General features: G+C 71.4%; 15 protein-coding genes. 3 read left to right on the top strand and 12 right to left on the bottom strand.

Features of this window, described 5'->3' with window-relative positions; all coding sequences use genetic code 11:
• Positions 1 to 143: 143 nt before the first annotated feature.
• The 11 genes from ACFVU9_RS31835 to uvrA all read right to left on the bottom strand — a co-directional run bounded on the left by ACFVU9_RS31835 (position 144) and on the right by uvrA (position 13,241).
• Entirely contained in the window at positions 144 to 431 is a 288-nt protein-coding gene (locus tag ACFVU9_RS31835) for an RNA polymerase-binding protein RbpA (RefSeq protein ID WP_030308030.1), read from the bottom strand.
• Between the two features lie 240 nt (positions 432 to 671).
• Positions 672 to 908 carry a preprotein translocase subunit SecG gene (secG, locus tag ACFVU9_RS31840; RefSeq protein WP_380444447.1) on the bottom strand — a complete coding sequence of 79 codons (237 nt, stop codon included), beginning with the start codon at positions 906 to 908 and terminating at the stop codon, positions 672 to 674.
• A gap of 87 nt (positions 909 to 995) precedes the next feature.
• Positions 996 to 1,781, bottom strand: coding sequence for a triose-phosphate isomerase (gene tpiA, locus ACFVU9_RS31845; protein ID WP_359960816.1), 786 nt, complete (start codon positions 1,779 to 1,781; stop codon positions 996 to 998).
• Positions 1,782 to 1,786: 5 nt separating this feature from the next.
• Positions 1,787 to 2,989: a phosphoglycerate kinase gene (locus tag ACFVU9_RS31850; protein WP_387599348.1), complete on the bottom strand. Its 1,203-nt coding sequence runs from the start codon at positions 2,987 to 2,989 to the stop codon at positions 1,787 to 1,789.
• Positions 2,990 to 3,143: 154 nt separating this feature from the next.
• Positions 3,144 to 4,151: a type I glyceraldehyde-3-phosphate dehydrogenase gene (gene gap / locus ACFVU9_RS31855; RefSeq protein ID WP_380444443.1), complete on the bottom strand. Its 1,008-nt coding sequence runs from the start codon at positions 4,149 to 4,151 to the stop codon at positions 3,144 to 3,146.
• A gap of 329 nt (positions 4,152 to 4,480) precedes the next feature.
• Positions 4,481 to 5,461 (bottom strand): DNA-binding protein WhiA, encoded by a 981-nt coding sequence (gene whiA / locus ACFVU9_RS31860; protein WP_218199523.1) that lies wholly within the window; start codon positions 5,459 to 5,461, stop codon positions 4,481 to 4,483.
• Positions 5,452 to 6,549: a uridine diphosphate-N-acetylglucosamine-binding protein YvcK gene (yvcK, locus tag ACFVU9_RS31865; protein WP_387599377.1), complete on the bottom strand. Its 1,098-nt coding sequence runs from the start codon at positions 6,547 to 6,549 to the stop codon at positions 5,452 to 5,454. Before yvcK ends, whiA begins: the two co-directional genes overlap by 10 nt.
• Positions 6,550 to 6,612: 63 nt before the next feature.
• On the bottom strand, positions 6,613 to 7,497 hold the full coding sequence (rapZ, locus tag ACFVU9_RS31870) for an RNase adapter RapZ (RefSeq protein WP_380444441.1): 885 nt from the start codon (positions 7,495 to 7,497) through the stop codon (positions 6,613 to 6,615).
• 118 nt (positions 7,498 to 7,615) lie between these two features.
• On the bottom strand, positions 7,616 to 9,688 hold the full coding sequence (gene uvrC, locus ACFVU9_RS31875) for an excinuclease ABC subunit UvrC (RefSeq protein ID WP_387599352.1): 2,073 nt from the start codon (positions 9,686 to 9,688) through the stop codon (positions 7,616 to 7,618).
• A gap of 96 nt (positions 9,689 to 9,784) precedes the next feature.
• On the bottom strand, positions 9,785 to 10,231 hold the full coding sequence (locus tag ACFVU9_RS31880; RefSeq protein WP_380444438.1) for a Rieske (2Fe-2S) protein: 447 nt from the start codon (positions 10,229 to 10,231) through the stop codon (positions 9,785 to 9,787).
• Between the two features lie 97 nt (positions 10,232 to 10,328).
• On the bottom strand, positions 10,329 to 13,241 hold the full coding sequence (gene uvrA, locus ACFVU9_RS31885; RefSeq protein ID WP_387599355.1) for an excinuclease ABC subunit UvrA: 2,913 nt from the start codon (positions 13,239 to 13,241) through the stop codon (positions 10,329 to 10,331).
• 268 nt (positions 13,242 to 13,509) lie between these two features.
• Here uvrA and ACFVU9_RS31890 point away from each other — a divergent pair, with 268 nt between their 5' ends.
• The gene (locus ACFVU9_RS31890; RefSeq protein ID WP_387599358.1) at positions 13,510 to 14,244 is read left to right on the top strand and encodes a maleylpyruvate isomerase family mycothiol-dependent enzyme; all 735 of its coding nucleotides are present in this window, start codon (positions 13,510 to 13,512) and stop codon (positions 14,242 to 14,244) included.
• A 45-nt stretch (positions 14,245 to 14,289) separates the two neighbouring features.
• Entirely contained in the window at positions 14,290 to 14,943 is a 654-nt protein-coding gene (locus tag ACFVU9_RS31895) for an MBL fold metallo-hydrolase (protein WP_380444432.1), read from the top strand.
• Positions 14,944 to 15,203: 260 nt separating this feature from the next.
• Here ACFVU9_RS31895 and ACFVU9_RS31900 read toward each other — a convergent pair whose 3' ends face one another.
• Positions 15,204 to 15,467, bottom strand: a complete 264-nt coding sequence (locus ACFVU9_RS31900; RefSeq protein ID WP_387599361.1) for a hypothetical protein — start codon at positions 15,465 to 15,467, stop codon at positions 15,204 to 15,206.
• 104 nt (positions 15,468 to 15,571) lie between these two features.
• On the opposite strand from ACFVU9_RS31900, the gene ACFVU9_RS31905 reads away from it, so the two are divergent.
• Positions 15,572 to 16,327, top strand: coding sequence for a GntR family transcriptional regulator (locus ACFVU9_RS31905; protein ID WP_387599364.1), 756 nt, complete (start codon positions 15,572 to 15,574; stop codon positions 16,325 to 16,327).
• The last annotated feature ends 91 nt before the right edge of the window (positions 16,328 to 16,418 follow it).

Here is a 16,418-nt window from a genome sequence, read left to right on the forward strand (position 1 = left end):
TCTGTTGGGGGGCTGCTTTTTTGTTTTTTATTATACCGCCGCCGGGGGTCCCCCGCCGCTGTTTTCCCGGCCGGCCCCGGCCTGGGCAAAAACCGCCGATGGCCCCCCCCGTGGTGGCGGGGGGCCCCCTTCGGTCTTCCGGCTCAGATCTCGCCGCGCAGCTTGGCCAGCGCCTCGGCGAGGATCGCCTCGCCGTCGGCGTCGGTGCGCCGCTCGCGGACGTAGGCGAGGTGGGTCTTGTACGGCTCGTTGCGCGAGGGGGCGGGCGGGTTGTGCTCGTCCTGTCCGGCCGGGAAACCGCAGCGCGGGCAGTCCCAGGTGTCCGGGATGACGGCTTCGGCGGCGAAGCTGGGACGGGTCTCGTGCTTGTTGGCACACCAGAAGGAGATCCGGTTGCGCGGCGCGGACTCGCCGCGCTCCGCCTCGCCCATCGGGCCGGCTCCGACCCTGCTGCCACGGATGGCGTTGCCACTTGCCACGGTCTGACTCCCTGCGTGCTGGTACGCCGACCCGCCGCGGTGCGCGTCGGTGGCGAAAGTCGTCCTAGTGTAAGCAGGAGTTAAGGGTGCGCCACCATCGCCTCCGCCCCCGACCGTCCCAGGATAGGCGCTCGGGCGACGGGGCGTCAGGCTTGTGCGGGCTCCGTTACCAGCAGAGGTGTGCGGCCGGTCCTAGCCCTTGTACTTGAGCAGCAGGCTCAGCACCATGATGGAGGCGAACCAGCCCAGACCGACCACGATCGTGATGCGGTCGAGGTTGCGCTCGGCCACCGCGGAGCCGCCACCGGTGGACATCGCGCCACCACCGAACATGTCGGACAGACCGCCGCCCTTCCCCTTGTGCAGCAGCACGAGCAGGATCATCAGCAGGCTGAAGATGATCAGGGCAATAGAGAACCCGAGAACCACGACGGGACCAACTCTCTCGTATCTTCGGCGAAGGGGCCGGGCCGCGTCCGGCGGTCCGGCCCCAAAGCCTACGTTGCTGCGGCGGCGTTAGCCTACTGCCTGGTCACGGTAGCGCACGATCTTGGCGAACTCCGCGGCGTCCAGCGAAGCACCGCCGATCAGTCCGCCGTCGATGTCGGGCTTGGCCATCAGGCCGGCCGCGCTCGACGACTTGACCGAACCGCCGTACAGCACACGGACCTTGTCGGCCAGCGCGCCGTCGTACAGCTCGGCGATCCGCTTGCGGATGGCCGCGCAGACCTCCTGCGCGTCCTCCGGGGTCGCCACCTCGCCGGTGCCGATCGCCCAGACCGGCTCGTACGCGATCACGACGGTCTCGGCCTGCTCGGCCGGGACGTCCTTGAGGCCGCCGTCCAGCTGGGCCAGCGTGTGCTCGACGTGGGTGCCGGCCTTGCGGACCTCCAGCGGCTCGCCGATGCACAGGATCGGGGTGATCCCGGCCCGGTAGGCGGCCTTGACCTTGGCGTTGACGATCTCGTCGGTCTCGGCGTGGTACTGGCGGCGCTCCGAGTGGCCGATCACCGCGTAGGTGCAGCGGAGCTTGGCCAGCATCGGGCCGGAGACCTCGCCGGTGTAGGCGCCGGAGTCGTGCTCCGAGATGTCCTGCGAGCCGTACTTGATCTTCAGCTTGTCCGTCTCGACCAGCGTCTGCACCGAGCGCAGGTCGGTGAACGGGGTCAGGACGGCGACCTCGACGGCCGCGTAGTCCTTGTCGTTCAGGGTGAAGGCGAGCTTCTGGGTGTGCTGGATGGCCTCAAGGTGGTTGAGGTTCATCTTCCAGTTGCCCGCCATGAGCGGGAGACGTTCGGTCATTGCGTTCAGCCTTCCAGGGCGGTGAGACCCGGGAGCTGCTTGCCCTCCAGGTACTCCAGGCTCGCGCCACCGCCGGTCGAGATGTGTCCAAAGGCGTTCTCGTCGAAGCCCAGGATGCGGACGGCCGCGGCGGAGTCGCCGCCGCCGACCACGGTGAAGCCGGGGCTGTCGAGCAGCGCCTCCGCGACGGCCTTGGTGCCGTTGGCGTAGTCGGGGTGCTCGAAGACGCCCATCGGGCCGTTCCAGAACACCGTCCCGGCGTCGGCCAGCTTCTCCGCGTACAGCTCGCGGGTCTTCGGGCCGATGTCCAGGCCCTCCTTGTCCGCCGGGATGGCGTCCGAGGAGACGAGGTCGAAGGTCGCCGGGGTCTTGCCCTTGAGGTCCGGGAAGTCGGCCGACACCAGGACGTCGACCGGCAGGACGAACTCGACGCCCCGCTTCTCGGCCTCGGCCAGGTAGTTCAGGCAGACCGGGATCTGGTCCTCCTGCAGCAGCGAGATGCCGACCTCGTGGCCCTGGGCCTTCAGGAAGGTGTACGCCATGCCGCCGCCGATCAGGATGCGGTCGGCCTTCTTCAGCAGGTTGTCGATCACACCGAGCTTGTCGGACACCTTGGCGCCGCCGAGCACGACGACGTACGGGCGCGCGACCTCGTCGGTGAGCTTCTTCAGCACGCCGACCTCGGTGGCGATCAGGTCGCCGGCGGCGTGCGGCAGCAGGGCCGGGAGGTCGAACACCGAGGCGTGCTTGCGGTGCACCGCGCCGAAGCCGTCGCCGACGTACAGGTCGGCCAGGGCGGCCAGCTGCTCGGCGAAGGCCTTGCGCTCGGCGTCGTCCTTGCTGGTCTCGCCGGCGTTGAAGCGCAGGTTCTCCAGCAGCGCGACCTGGCCGTCGGCCAGGCCGGCGACGGCGGCCGCGGCGCTCTCGCCCACCGTGTCGGTGGCGAAGGAGACGTCCTTGCCGAGGATCTCGCCGAGGCGCGCGGCCACCGGCGCGAGGGAGAACTTCTCCTCCGGCGCACCCTTCGGGCGGCCCAGGTGGGAGGCGACGACGACCTTCGCGCCGCGCTCCAGGAGCTTGGCGATGGTCGGGGCGACCGCGCGGATGCGGCCGTCGTCGGTGATCGCGGCGCCGTCCAGCGGCACGTTCAGGTCGGCGCGGACGAAGACGCGCTTGCCGGCGACGTCGAGGTCTTCGATGGTCTTCACGGGTTCTTCGGTCTCCTGGGGAGATGGGGGGATGCGCAGGTGGGCGGCACGGCGCAGGGGCCGCCCGGAAGGTTCTTGTACGCAGAACGAGGGCCCGGTCGGCGTCGTGCGCCGTCCGGGCCCTCGCCCTCACATCACGTCAGCTCCCACTGCGTCAGAGCTGGCCACCGACGAGGGTGACCAGGTCCACGACGCGGTTCGAGTAGCCCCACTCGTTGTCGTACCAGCCGAGCACCTTGACCTGGTTGCCCTGGACCATGGTGAGCTGCGAGTCGAAGATGCAGGAGGCCGGGTCGTTGACGATGTCCGAGGAGACGATCGGGTCCTCGGTGTAGGCCAGGATGCCCTTGAGCGGGCCCTCCTGCGCGGCCTTCTGGAAGGCGGCGTTGACCTCGTCCTTGGTCACCTCGCGCTCCAGGGTGACGACCAGGTCCGTGATGGAGCCGGTCGGGACCGGGACGCGCAGCGAGGTGCCGTCCAGCTTGCCCTTGAGCTCCGGCAGGACCAGGGCGGTCGCCTTGGCCGCACCGGTCGAGGTCGGGATGATGTTCTGCGAGGCCGCACGAGCACGGCGCAGGTCCTTGTGCGGGAAGTCCAGGGTCACCTGGTCGTTGGTGAACGCGTGGACGGTGGTCATCAGACCCTTGACGATGCCGAAGCTCTCGTTCAGCACCTTGGCCATCGGCGCCACGCAGTTGGTGGTGCACGAGGCGTTGGAGATGACGTGGTGGTTGGCGGCGTCGTACTTCTCGTCGTTGACACCCAGGACGATGGTGACGTCCTCGTCGGTGGCGGGCGCCGAGATGATGACCTTCTTCGCGCCGGCGGTGAGGTGCTTCTTCGCGGCCTCGGCCTTGGTGAAGATGCCGGTGGACTCGACGACGATGTCGGCGCCCAGGGCGGCCCACGGCAGGTTCGCCGGGTCGCGCTCGGCCGTCACCTTGAAGGTGTGGCCGTCGACGGTGATGCTGTCCTCGGTGTGCGAGACCTCGCCCGGGAAGGTGCCCAGGGTGGTGTCGTACTTGAGCAGGTGAGCCAGGGTCTTCGTGTCAGTCAGGTCGTTGACACCGACGATCTCGATGTCCGCGCCCTGGGCCTTGACCGCGCGGAAGAAGTTGCGGCCGATGCGGCCGAATCCGTTGATGCCTACCCGGATCGTCACGAACCGATCTCCTCGTTAGGTACGCCGGAGCTAAGCCGACGGGGGTGAGATTTGGGAAGTCCCCGACCGCCTATGACCCTACCCCTCCGGGGCCTGGGAGGGCACATCGCACCAATTCGCGAGACGTGGCGTGGCGTGGCCCAAACCCCATTTCAGGCCTTCCGTCCTTGGTTCCCCGGGCAGTTGGACCCGGGCCAGTGGTCTCTACCAATTTGCCAAACCGGACTCCGGCCGCACGGACCCGCGCGGGCCGTCCGGACACGACGGCGGCCGGTGCCCGGAATCCGGACACCGGCCGCGAATCGGTCACGACCGTGATCGTCGGCTCGTCAGTTGAGCGCCATCTCGTCGGTGAGGTTCGCCTCGGTGCTCGGCAGGCCGAGCTCGGAGGCGCGCTTGTCGGCCATCGCCAGCAGGCGGCGGATCCGGCCGGCCACCGCGTCCTTGGTCAGCGGCGGGTCGGCGAGCGCGCCGAGCTCCTCCAGCGAGGCCTGCTTGTGCTGCATCCGCAGCTGGCCGGCCGCGGCCAGGTGCTCGGGCACCTCGTCGCCGAGGATCTCCAGCGCGCGGGCCACCCGGGCGCCGGCCGCGACCGCGGCGCGGGCCGAGCGGCGCAGGTTGGCGTCGTCGAAGTTGGCGAGGCGGTTGGCGGTGGCCCGGACCTCGCGCCGCATCCGGCGCTCCTCCCAGGCGAGCACCGACTCGTGCGCGCCCAGGCGCGTCAGCAGCGCGCCGATCGCGTCACCGTCCCGGATGACGACCCGGTCCACCCCGCGGACCTCGCGGGCCTTGGCGGGGATGCCGAGCCGGCGGGCGGCGCCGACGAGGGCGAGGGCCGCCTCGGAGCCGGGGCAGGTGATCTCCAGCGAGGACGAGCGGCCGGGCTCGGTGAGGGACCCGTGCGCGAGGAAGGCCCCGCGCCAGGCCGCCTCGGCGTCGCAGGTCGCCCCGGAGACGACCGCCGGGGGCAGGCCCCGGATCGGGCGCCCGCGGCCGTCCACGAGGCCGGTCTGGCGCGCGAGCAGCTCGCCGTCCTTGACCACGCGCACGACGAACCGGCTGCCGCGGCGCAGCCCGCCGGGGGCCATCACGACGAGGTCGGAGGAGTGCCCGAAGATCTCCAGCAGGTCCTTGCGCAGGCGCCGCGCGGCCGCCCCCGTGTCGAGCTCGGCCTCGATCACGATCCGGCCGCTCACGATGTGCAGCCCGCCTGCGAACCGCAGGATCGCCGACACCTCCGCCTTGCGGCAGCAGGCCCGGGTGACCGGGAGCCGGCTGATCTCGTCCTTCACCGCTGGAGTCATCGCCATGGCCCGATCCTTCCATGTGTCCGGAAAATCCGGTCGTACGCTGCCGCCAACAGCTCCGGGTCGTGTCGCGGGGTTCCGTCGGTGCGGGCCACCCGGCCGAGCACCAGGGCCGCGCCCATCCGCTCGGCGGCCTTCTCCAGGCCGTCCAGGTCGGCCTGGCCGAAGGCGCCGCCGGTGACGGCCCGCTCGTCCACCAGGATCGCATCCACGGCGAGCCCCGGGGCGTGGTCGGCGATGACATCCAGGTGGCGCTGCGGCGTGAAGCCCTCGGTCTCGCCGGGCTGGGGCGCCAGGTTGAGCGTGAGCAGGCGGCGGGCGCGGGTCTCGACCAGGGCCTTGGCGAGGTCCGGCACCAGCAGGTGCGGCAGCACGCTGGTGAACCAGGAGCCCGGGCCGAGCACCACCCAGTCCGCCTCGCGCACGGCCGCGACGGCCTCCGGGACGGCCGGCGGCTCCTCCGGCACCAGCCGGATCGACTGCACGGTGCCCGGCGTGACCGCGACGCTGGCCTGGCCGCGCACGGCCGTGACCGCGCCCGGGTGGGCCGGGTCGTGGCCGCGGACGGTGGCCTCGATGTCCAGCGGCACCGCCGACATCGGCAGCACCCGGCCCTGGACGTTCAGCAGCCGGCCGACCCAGTCCAGCGCGGCGACCGGGTCGCCGAGCTTCTCCCACAGCGCGACGATCAGCAGGTTGCCCACGGCGTGGCCGCCGAGGTCGCCGCTGCCGGTGAAGCGCTGCTGGATCACCTCGGACCAGGTGCGGCCCCAGTCGTCGTCCCCGCACAGGGCCGCCAGGGCCTTGCGCAGGTCGCCCGGGGGCAGCACGCCCAGCTCGGTGCGCAGCCGCCCGCTGGAGCCGCCGTCGTCGGCGACGGTGACCACGGCGGTCAGGTCGCTGGTGAGCCGGCGCAGAGCCGACAGCGACGCGGACAGGCCCTGGCCGCCGCCGAGGGCGGTGATCCGGGGGGCCGGGTTGGCCCGGGCGGGGCTGCTGCGCGGCTTGCTGGGAGCCGGGGTCCTCGCAGGGACCCCGGTCCGGTCGCCGTTCTTGTGGTGCGGCTGCCGTCCGGGCACGTATCCCGTCACACCCACCTCGCGTTCCTCTTCGCCCGCGGCCGCCCGGCCGGCGGCCCGGCGAGGAGGCGGCGGTTACTCCCGTCCCATGTCTCGGTGGACCAGCACCGTTTCGACGCCGTCGGCGATGAGGCGCTTGGTCAGGCGCTCGGACATCGCGACGCTGCGGTGCTTGCCACCGGTGCAGCCTACGGCAAGCGTCATGTACCGCTTGCCCTCCCTGCGGTACCCCTCCGTGACGATGCGGAGCAGCTCCGCGTAGCCGTTGAGGAACTCGTTGGCGCCGGGCTGCTGGAACACGTAGTCGGCGACGTCGGAGTCGGTGCCGGTGCGGGCCCGCAGCTCGGGGACCCAGTGCGGGTTGGGCAGGAAGCGGCAGTCCACCACGAGGTCGGCGTCGACCGGCAGGCCGTACTTGAAGCCGAAGGACATCACGGTGGCGCGCAGCTCGGGCTCGTCGTGGTCGGCGAACTGGGCGTCGAGCTTGGCGCGCAGCTGGTGCACGTTGAGGTTGGAGGTGTCGATCACCAGGTCGGCCTCGCCGCGCAGCTCGCGCAGCAGGTCGCGCTCCAGGGCGATGCCGTCGACGATCCGGCCGTCGGCCTGGAGCGGGTGCGGGCGGCGCACGCTCTCGAAGCGGCGGACCAGGGCCTCGTCGGAGGAGTCCAGGAAGAGGACCTGGAGCCGGACTCCGCGCTTCTCCAGCTCGTCGAGCGAGGTGAGCAGGTCGTCGAAGAACTGCCGGCCGCGGACGTCCACGACGGCGCCGATCCTGGCGACGTTGCCCTGGGAGCGGGCCCCGAGGTCGACCATGGTCGGGATGAGGGCCGGCGGCAGGTTGTCCACCACGAACCAGCCGAGGTCCTCCAGGCACTTGGCCGCGGTGGAGCGGCCGGCTCCGGACATGCCGGAGATGATCACCAGCTCCGGGACGTTCTCGGCCACGTCTGACACGGTCACTTCGGTTCCCCGCTCTCGGTCTTTCTGCTGGGGAGCACGCGCATGGCGCGGCCGTGCGGCGCCGGTCCGCCGGGGCGGTCGGCGGCCGGGCACGCCGGCTGACGGGCGGCGTCGGCCGTCATGGCGTCTCCTGGGATGGTGCGGTCGTGGGTGCTGCGGCCACCGGCGCGGTGGCCTGGTCGGCCCCGTCCTCGATGATCTCGCCGGTCGCGGTGTTGACCGCGGGTGCGGCGGGTGTACGGGAGGACAACGCCGCCGCAACAGTCTCCGCCGTGCGGCGTCCGATGCCGGGTACGGCGCAGAGTTCGTCGACGGTGGCGGCCCGGAGCCTCTTCAGCGAGCCGAAGTGCTTGAGCAGCGCCTGGCGGCGAGTCTCGCCGAGGCCCGGGACGGAGTCCAGTTCCCCGGCGGTGAGTCGCTTGGAACGCTTGCTGCGCTGGTAGCCGATCGCGAAGCGGTGGGCCTCGTCGCGGACGCGCTGGAGCAGGTAGAGGCCCTCGCTGCTGCGCGGCAGGACGACGGGGTCGTCCTCGCCCGGCAGCCAGACCTCCTCCAGGCGCTTGGCGAGGCCGCACAGGGCGACGTCGTCGATGCCGAGCTCGTCCAGGGCCCGCCTGGCGGCGGCGACCTGCGGCTGGCCGCCGTCGACGACGAGCAGCTGCGGCGGGTAGGCGAAGCGCTTGGGACGGCCGTCCTCGGTGCGCGGACCGTCCTCGGTGCGCGGACCGTCCTCGGGCTGGTCGTCCTCGGACTCGACGACGGCCCACTCGCCGGTCTGCTCGCGCTCCTGGAGGTAGCGGCGGAAGCGCCGGCTGATCACCTCGTGCATCGAGCGGACGTCGTCCTGGCCCGCGAAGCCCTTGATCTGGAAGCGCCGGTACTCGCTCTTGCGGGCCAGGCCGTCCTCGAAGACGACCATCGACGCGACCACGTCCTCGCCCTGGAGGTGGGAGATGTCGAAGCACTCGATGCGCAGCGGGACGGAGTCCAGCTCCAGCGCGTCGGCGATCTCCTGGAGGGCGCGGCTGCGGGTGGTGAGGTCGGAGGCGCGCTTGGTCTTGTGCAGCGCCAGCGCCTGCTGGGCGTTGCGCTGCACGGTGGCCATCAGGTCCTTCTTGTCGCCGCGCTGCGGGACGCGCAGGTCGACCTGGCTGCCGCGCAGGCCGCTCAGCCACTCCCGGACCGGCCCGTCCGGCTCCGGCAGGGCCGGGACGAGCACCTCGCGCGGGACGCTCTCGCTGCGTTCGTCGGCAGTGGCGCCGCCGTAGAGCTGCTGGAGGGCGTGCTCGACCAGGCCCGCGGTGTCGACGTCCTCGACCTTGTCGGTGACCCAGCCGCGCTGGCCGCGGACCCGGCCGCCGCGCACGTGGAAGATCTGGACGGCGGCCTCCAGTTCGTCCTCGGCGAGGGCCAGGAGGTCGGCGTCGGTGGCGTCGGCGAGCACGATGGCGTTCTTCTCCATCGCGCGCTTGAGGGCGCCGATGTCGTCCCGCAGGCGGGCCGCCTTCTCGTACTCCATCTCCGCGGCGGCCTCCTGCATCCCGTCCTCCAGGCGGCGCAGGTAGTTGCCGGTGCGCCCGGCCATGAAGTCGCAGAAGTCCTCGGCCAGCGCGCGGTGTTCGTCCGCGGTGACCTTGCCGACGCAGGGCGCGGCGCACTTGCCGATGTAGCCCAGCAGGCAGGGCCGGCCGACCTGCCGTGCGCGCTTGAACACGCCGTTGGAGCAGGTGCGGACGGGGAAGACGCGCAGCAGCAGGTCGACCGTCTCGCGGATCGCCCACGCGTGCCCGTACGGTCCGAAGTAGCGCACGCCCTTCTTGTGCGCGCCGCGCATCACCTGGACGCGCGGGTACTCCTCGTTGAGGGTGACCGCGAGCTCGGGGTAGCTCTTGTCGTCGCGGTACTTCACGTTGAACCGCGGGTCGAACTCCTTGATCCAGGAGTACTCCAGCTGCAGCGCCTCGACCTCGGTGGCCACCACCGTCCACTCGACCGACGCCGCGGTGGTGACCATGGTCGCGGTGCGCGGGTGCAGCCCGGCGAGGTCCTGGAAGTAGGACGACAGGCGCGGGCGCAGGCTCTTGGCCTTGCCGACGTAGATGACCCGGCCGTGGGCGTCGCGGAACCTGTAGACGCCCGGTGAGGTCGGAATCGCGCCCGGGGCCGGGCGGTAGGTGCTCGGGTCAGCCATGGGTCCACCGTACCGAGTGGGGCCGGGGGTGCGGAGGGCCGATCCGATCGGCGGACGCCGGCGCGGCGGGGGTCTGTTCGGCGGGGCTCAACTGCGTCAGCTCGGGGTCACCTTGAGGTTGCCGCCCTCGACCGTGACGGTGTAGGCGGGCAGCGGGGAGGGGGCCGGGCCGTCCGCCACGGCACCGTCGGCAATGGCGAACTTGCTGCCGTGGCAGGGGCACTGGATCTGCTGGTTCTTCACCTGGTCGACGATGCAGCCCGCGTGCGTGCACTTGGCACTGAACGCCTTGTACTGCCCGGCGGTGGGCTGGGTGACGACGATCTTCTGCTCGCGGAAGACCTTGCCGCCGCCCTCCGGCACCGCCGAGGCCGGGCCGAGGTCCACCGGGCCCTTGGGGGCGGCGCCGGAGCCGGACGAACCGGCCGACGAGCCGCAGCCGGTGAGCGCCACGGTGCCGCCGGCCGCCGCCAGGACGGCCGCGGCGCCGCAGAGCAGGGTGCGGCGGGAGGTGGCGGGGTTGCTCTCGGGGGCCTCGGACATCGGTGCGCTCCTGCGGGTGGGCTGCGGCGTGGGACCACGGAAGTCTATGCGGCGGGCACGGCCGCTCCCGGGGCGGGAGCGGCCGTGCCCGCGTGCACTACTTCTTCGCCACGGCGGCCCGCTTGCGCGGCGCCTTCTTCGCCGGAGCGGCGACCGGGGCGTCGGCGAAGTCGCCCGGGAGGATGTCCCGGAGGAACTTGCCGGTGTGGCTCTCCGACACCGCGGCGATCTGCTCCGGGGTGCCCTCGGCGACCACCGTGCCGCCGCCGGAGCCGCCCTCGGGGCCCATGTCGACGATCCAGTCGGCGGTCTTGATCACATCGAGGTTGTGTTCGATGACGATCACCGTGTTGCCCTTCTCGACCAGCCCGGTGAGCACCTTGATCAGCTTGCTGATGTCCTCGAAGTGCAGGCCGGTGGTGGGCTCGTCGAGCACGTAGACCGTCCGCCCGGTGGAGCGCTTCTGCAGCTCCGAGGCGAGCTTGACGCGCTGCGCCTCGCCGCCGGAGAGCGTCGGCGCGGACTGGCCGAGCCGGACGTAGCCGAGGCCGACGTCGTTGAGCGTCCGGAGGTGGCGGGCGATCGCCGGGACGGCCTCGAAGAAGGCCAGCGCCTCCTCGATCGGCATGTCCAGCACCTCGGCGATGGACTTGCCCTTGTAGTGCACCTCCAGCGTCTCCCGGTTGTACCGGGCGCCGTGGCAGACCTCGCACGGCACGTAGACGTCCGGCAGGAAGTTCATCTCGATCTTGATGGTGCCGTCGCCGGAGCAGTTCTCGCAGCGCCCGCCCTTGACGTTGAAGGAGAACCGGCCGGGCAGGTAGCCGCGGACCTTGGCCTCCTGCGTCTCCGCGAAGAGCCGGCGGACGTGGTCGAACACCCCGGTGTAGGTGGCCGGGTTGGAGCGCGGGGTGCGCCCGATCGGCGACTGGTCGACGTGCACCACCTTGTCCACCAGGTCGGTGCCGGTGATCCGGGTGTGCCGGCCCGGCACGCTGCGGGCGCCGTTCAGCTCCCGGGCGAGGTGGGTGTAGAGGATGTCGTTGACCAGCGTCGACTTGCCGGAGCCGGACACGCCGGTGATCGCAGTGAAGGTGCCGAGCGGGAAGCCGACCGTGACGTCCTTGAGGTTGTGCTCGCGGGCGCCGTGGACGGTCAGCTGGCGCTTCTTGTCCCGCTCGCGGCGGGCCCCCGGGATCGGGATGGACCGCTTGCCCGACAGGTACTGGCCGGTCAGCGACTCCTTGTTGGCCAGCAGCTGCTTCAGCGAACCGGAGTGCACCACCTTGCCGCCGTGCTCGCCGGCGCCCGGGCCGATGTCGACCACCCAGTCCGCCGTCTTGATGGTGTCCTCGTCGTGCTCGACGACGATCAGGGTGTTGCCGATGTCGCGCAGCCGCACCAGCGTCTCGATCAGCCGGTGGTTGTCCCGCTGGTGCAGGCCGATGGACGGCTCGTCCAGCACGTACAGCACGCCGACCAGGCCGGAGCCGATCTGGGTGGCCAGCCGGATGCGCTGGGCCTCGCCGCCGGACAGGGTGCCGGCCGCGCGGTCGAGCGAGAGGTAGTCCAGGCCGACGTCGACCAGGAAGCGCAGCCGCTCGTTGACCTCCTTGAGGACCCGCTCGGCGATCTGCTTGTCCCGGGCGTTGAGCTTCATCGCGCCCAGGAACTCGGCGCAGTCGCTGATCGACATCGAGGAGACGTCGGCGATCGACCTGTCCTGGACGGTGACCGCGAGCACGACCGGCTTGAGCCGGGTGCCCTGGCAGGTCGGGCAGGGCACCTCGCGCATGTAGCCCTCGAAGCGCTCGCGGCTGCTGTCGCTCTCCGCCTCGGTGTGCCGGCGCTGGATGAACGGGACCGCGCCCTCGAAGCCGGTGCTGTACGAGCGCTCGCGGCCGAAGCGGTTGCGGTAGCGGACCTCCACCTGGTGCTTGTGCCCGTACAGCAGCGCCTTCTTGGCGCGGGCCGGCAGCCCGGCCCACGGGATGTCGGTGCGGAAGCCCAGCTCCTGGGCGAGCGCGTCGATCAGGCGCTGGAAGTACTCCTTGGCGTGGCCGGCCGACCACGGGTGGATGGCGCCCTCGTCGAGCGAGCGCTCGACGTCCGGGACGACCAGGTCCGGGTCGACCTCCATCCGGTTGCCCAGGCCCGAGCAGTCCGGGCAGGCGCCGAACGGCGAGTTGAAGGAGAACGAGCGCGGCTCCAGCTCCTCGAACGACACGTCGTCGTACGGGCAGTAGAGGTGCTCGGAGTACATGCGCTCGCGCTCCGGGTCGTCCTCCGGGAGGTCGACGAAGTCGAGCACGACCATGCCGCCGGCCAGCCGCAGGGCCGTCTCCACCGAGTCGGTGAGCCGCCGCTTGGCGCTCTCCTTGACGGTCAGGCGGTCGATGACCACCTCGACGGTGTGCTTCTCCTGCTTCTTGAGCTTCGGCGGCTCGGCGAGCTGGACCGTCTCGCCGTCCACCCGGGCGCGCGAGTAGCCCTTGGACTGGAGGTCGGCGAAGAGGTCGACGAACTCGCCCTTGCGCTCGCGCACCACCGGGCTGAGCACCTGGAACCGGGTGCCCTCGGCGAGCTCCAGCACCTTGTCGACGACCGCCTGCGGGGACTGCTTGGCGATCGGGCGGCCGCAGTGCGGGCAGTGCGGCTTGCCGATCCGGGCGAACAGCAGGCGCAGGTAGTCGTAGACCTCGGTGATGGTGCCGACGGTCGAACGGGGGTTGCGGTTGGTGGACTTCTGGTCGATCGAGACGGCCGGGGAGAGGCCCTCGATGAAGTCCACGTCGGGCTTGTCCATCTGCCCGAGGAACTGGCGGGCGTACGAGGACAGCGACTCGACGTAGCGGCGCTGGCCCTCGGCGAAGATCGTGTCGAAGGCGAGCGAGGACTTGCCGGAGCCGGAGAGGCCCGTGAAGACGATGAGGGAGTCGCGGGGCAGGTCGAGCGAGACGTTCTTGAGGTTGTGCTCGCGAGCACCGCGGACGATGAGGCGGTCGGCCACTGCTTCTGGCGCCTTTCTCCGGGGCGAGAGGGCTTGCGGTGAGATTGGGTGCTTCTTCCAGGATGCGGCAGCCAGCCTATAGCTCAGACGTTCGAATCTCGACTTTGTCCACCCGAGACCACCCGAACGAGTGAGGACCGCCCCGGGGCCGTCCGTACCCGGACCTGAAAAGCCCCTGCTCGGGCTCCGGTGTCGGCGGTAGCGTCGACTGGTCAACGAGCGGAGCCCCCACGGGGCAACGCACCGCTTCGCACCGAAGGCAGATCCGATGACCGACCCGCAGTCCGCCGCCGCCGTCGCCGCCGAGCGGCTGAGCCTGGTCCGGGAGAGCACCCGGAGCATGCTGGAGACCGTCGCCGGGCTGGAGCCCGCGGCCGTCGCCGAGCCCTCCGCGCTCCCCGGCTGGAGCCGCGGCCACGTGCTGGCCCACCTCGCCCGCAACGCCGACTCCCTGGTCAACCTGCTGACCGGCGCCCGCACCGGCACCGACATCCCGCAGTACGCCAGCGAGGAGGCCCGCGACCAGGAGATCCAGGACGGTGCCGGGCGCCCGCTGGAGACCCAGCTCGCCGACCTGCGCGAGTCGCACGAGCGCTTCGCCGCGGCCGTCGCGCTGATGGCCGACGAGGACTGGGCCACCGACGTCCACCACCGCTCCGGGGCCGTCTTCCCGGCCGCCGACCTGATCTGGAAGCGCCTCGGCGAGCTGGAGTACCACCTGGTCGACCTGGACGCCGGCTACGGCCCGGCCCGGTGGCCGGAGGTGTTCGCGGTCGTCGAGTTCCACAAGCTCGCCGTCAAGCTCCACGGCACCGCGCTGCCGGGAGTCGAGCTGGTCGCCGAGGACACCGGGGACCACGGCCTGATCGGCACCGGCGAACCCGCCGTGACCGTCCGGGGATCGGTCCGGGCCCTGCTCGCCTGGCTCTCGGGCCGCTCCGACGGCGCCGACCTGAAGCGCACCCCCGACACCGCGCTCCCCCAGCTTCCCCCGCTGGGCTGAGGGGGCGAGGATGATCCCAGGACCGACACGACGAGGAGCGGACGGATGACGTACCACGGAGCGGTCAAGGTCGGCGGGCCCCCGGACGTGCGCGAGCTGGCCCACCTGATCATCACGAAGGTGGCCGTCGGCCCGTACGACAACAACGCCTACCTGCTGCGCTGCCCGGCCACCGACGAGCAGCTGCTGATCGACGCCGCCGCCGACGCCCCGGCGCTGCTGGAGACCGTCGGCGACGACCTGGCGACGGTCGTCACCACCCACCGGCACCACGACCACTGGGGAGCACTCGCCGAGGTGGTGGCCACCACCGGCGCCCGCACCGCCGCCGGGGAGCACGACGCCGAGGGCATCGACGTCCCCACCGAGCTACGGCTCGCCGACGGCGACAAGCTGCTCGTCGGCCGGGCCGAGCTGACCGTCCGGCACCTGGTCGGGCACACCCCCGGCGCCATCGTGCTGATCTACGACGACCCGCAGGGCCACCCGCACGTGTTCACCGGAGACTGCCTCTTCCCGGGCGGCGTCGGCAACACCTGGGGGGACCCGGAGGCCTTCCGGACCCTCTTCCGGGACGTCAACGAGAAGATCTTCGACGTCCTCCCGGACGAGGCCTGGGTCTACCCCGGCCACGGAAACGACACCACCATCGGCGCCGAGCGCCCGCACCTCGCCGAATGGCGCGAGCGCGGCTGGTGATGCCTTCCGGGCTGGTCGGCTCCGGGCGGAGCCGACCAGCCCGGATCATGGCCCGCCTCCAGCGAGATGCCGGGCGCAGGTACATGTCGGCTCCATACAGAGACACACCAGCGCGAGGACACCGGACACCTCTCGGACGCCGCCCGGGCAGGCCCAGTGCGCATCCAGCTGGCACTCAGCGCTGACGTAGCGCCCGGCCCTGCCCACCTCGAAGCGGATCACGATGCCGATCGACGCCGCCGACCGACGGGCGGCGGCGGTCACGACCAGGCCCCCGGGTCCTTCATGTTGAAGTCCTCCAGTTCCACCCAGACGACGACCCGGCCGGTGGCATCGGTGGAACCCCACTCGCAGCCCGACCGGAGGATGTCGAGCACCTCGGTCCACTGCGTGGACGAGGTATCAGCAGGCGCGGTCGTCGAGAGCCGAACGCGGCCCGCCCTCCCCTTGGTGATTCGCACGGGAGCCCCTGCCGCCTGGCAGAGAGACGCCTTGAGCAAGCTTGTGCGCATGCCGATCTCCATCGACGTTCCCCATATCGATATAGTGGAATCGTATCGATAGAGTAGCGCTGCCAGCGCTACGGTGTCAGCCGCAGCGAACGATTCGAAGCGAGGAGGTCCGAGGCGTGAGCGACACCCCCTCCTACCTGCAGGTCGCGGATGCCCTGCGTGGTCAATTGACCTCCCGGCGCCTTCAACCAGGCGATCGAATGCCGTCCATCAGTGCGCTCCAGCGCGAGCACAACGTCTCGACGGGCGTGATCCAGCGGGCCTACGCCCTGCTGATCGACGAGGGGCTCGTGCTCGCCCGCCCCGGGGCGGGCTACTACGTGAAGTCCCAGGAGCCACCGGCCGTTCTCGTCCGGCGCCAACGCGTGGCACCGGGCGACGGATCGCCGACCGAGGCCGCCCTCGCCCGGCAAGGCGTGGTCGGCACCTGGCGGCACGAGTCGCAGCCTCGTGCCGCCGACGCCCGGATCGCGGCCCGGCTGGAGATCCAGCCGGGCGATCCGGTGATGCACACCAGCTATGTGTATCTGGCAGACGGCGACCCGGCCCAGCTCGCCGAGAGCTGGGAACCTATGGCGATCACCGGCGGCAGCCTGATCGTCCTACCGGAGGCCGGCCCGCACGCGGGCATCGGCGTCGCCGACCGGATGGCTCTGATCGGTATCGAGGCCGGCACGCCGATCGAACGCGTCACCGCCCGCCAGGCCAGCCGCGCCGAGGCCCAGGCCCTCGGCGCGGCACCCGCCGTCCCGGTGATGGCGATCGAGCGCACCTACTACGACCAGGCCACCGGCCGTCCGGTCGAGACGGCCGACATCGTGCTGCTCGGTTCGCGCTGGGTCTCCGAGTACGGTCGACGCCCGCAGCACTGAGCCCCGGCGCCCGGTGGTGGCTCCGGCGGGGGGGGGCAAACCCACCAATTTTTCGGGGAGGGGGGGAGCTTGTCGCGGGCGGGCCCCCCCG

This window comes from Kitasatospora sp. NPDC057936 (assembly GCF_042887525.1).
GTDB lineage: Bacteria > Actinomycetota > Actinomycetes > Streptomycetales > Streptomycetaceae > Kitasatospora.

Bases quoted from the DNA above. Each gene is read 5' to 3' on its own strand.
- ACFVU9_RS31835 (WP_030308030.1), bottom strand. From the start codon at position 431: ATGGGCGAGGCGGAGCGCGGCGAGTCCGCGCCGCGCAACCGGATCTCC.
- tpiA (WP_359960816.1), bottom strand. From the start codon at position 1,781: ATGACCGAACGTCTCCCGCTCATGGCGGGCAACTGGAAGATGAACCTC.
- whiA (WP_218199523.1), bottom strand. From the start codon at position 5,461: ATGGCGATGACTCCAGCGGTGAAGGACGAGATCAGCCGGCTCCCGGTC.
- uvrC (WP_387599352.1), bottom strand. From the start codon at position 9,688: ATGGCTGACCCGAGCACCTACCGCCCGGCCCCGGGCGCGATTCCGACC.
- ACFVU9_RS31880 (WP_380444438.1), bottom strand. From the start codon at position 10,231: ATGTCCGAGGCCCCCGAGAGCAACCCCGCCACCTCCCGCCGCACCCTG.
- ACFVU9_RS31890 (WP_387599358.1), top strand. From the start codon at position 13,510: ATGACCGACCCGCAGTCCGCCGCCGCCGTCGCCGCCGAGCGGCTGAGC.
- ACFVU9_RS31895 (WP_380444432.1), top strand. From the start codon at position 14,290: ATGACGTACCACGGAGCGGTCAAGGTCGGCGGGCCCCCGGACGTGCGC.
- ACFVU9_RS31900 (WP_387599361.1), bottom strand. From the start codon at position 15,467: ATGGAGATCGGCATGCGCACAAGCTTGCTCAAGGCGTCTCTCTGCCAG.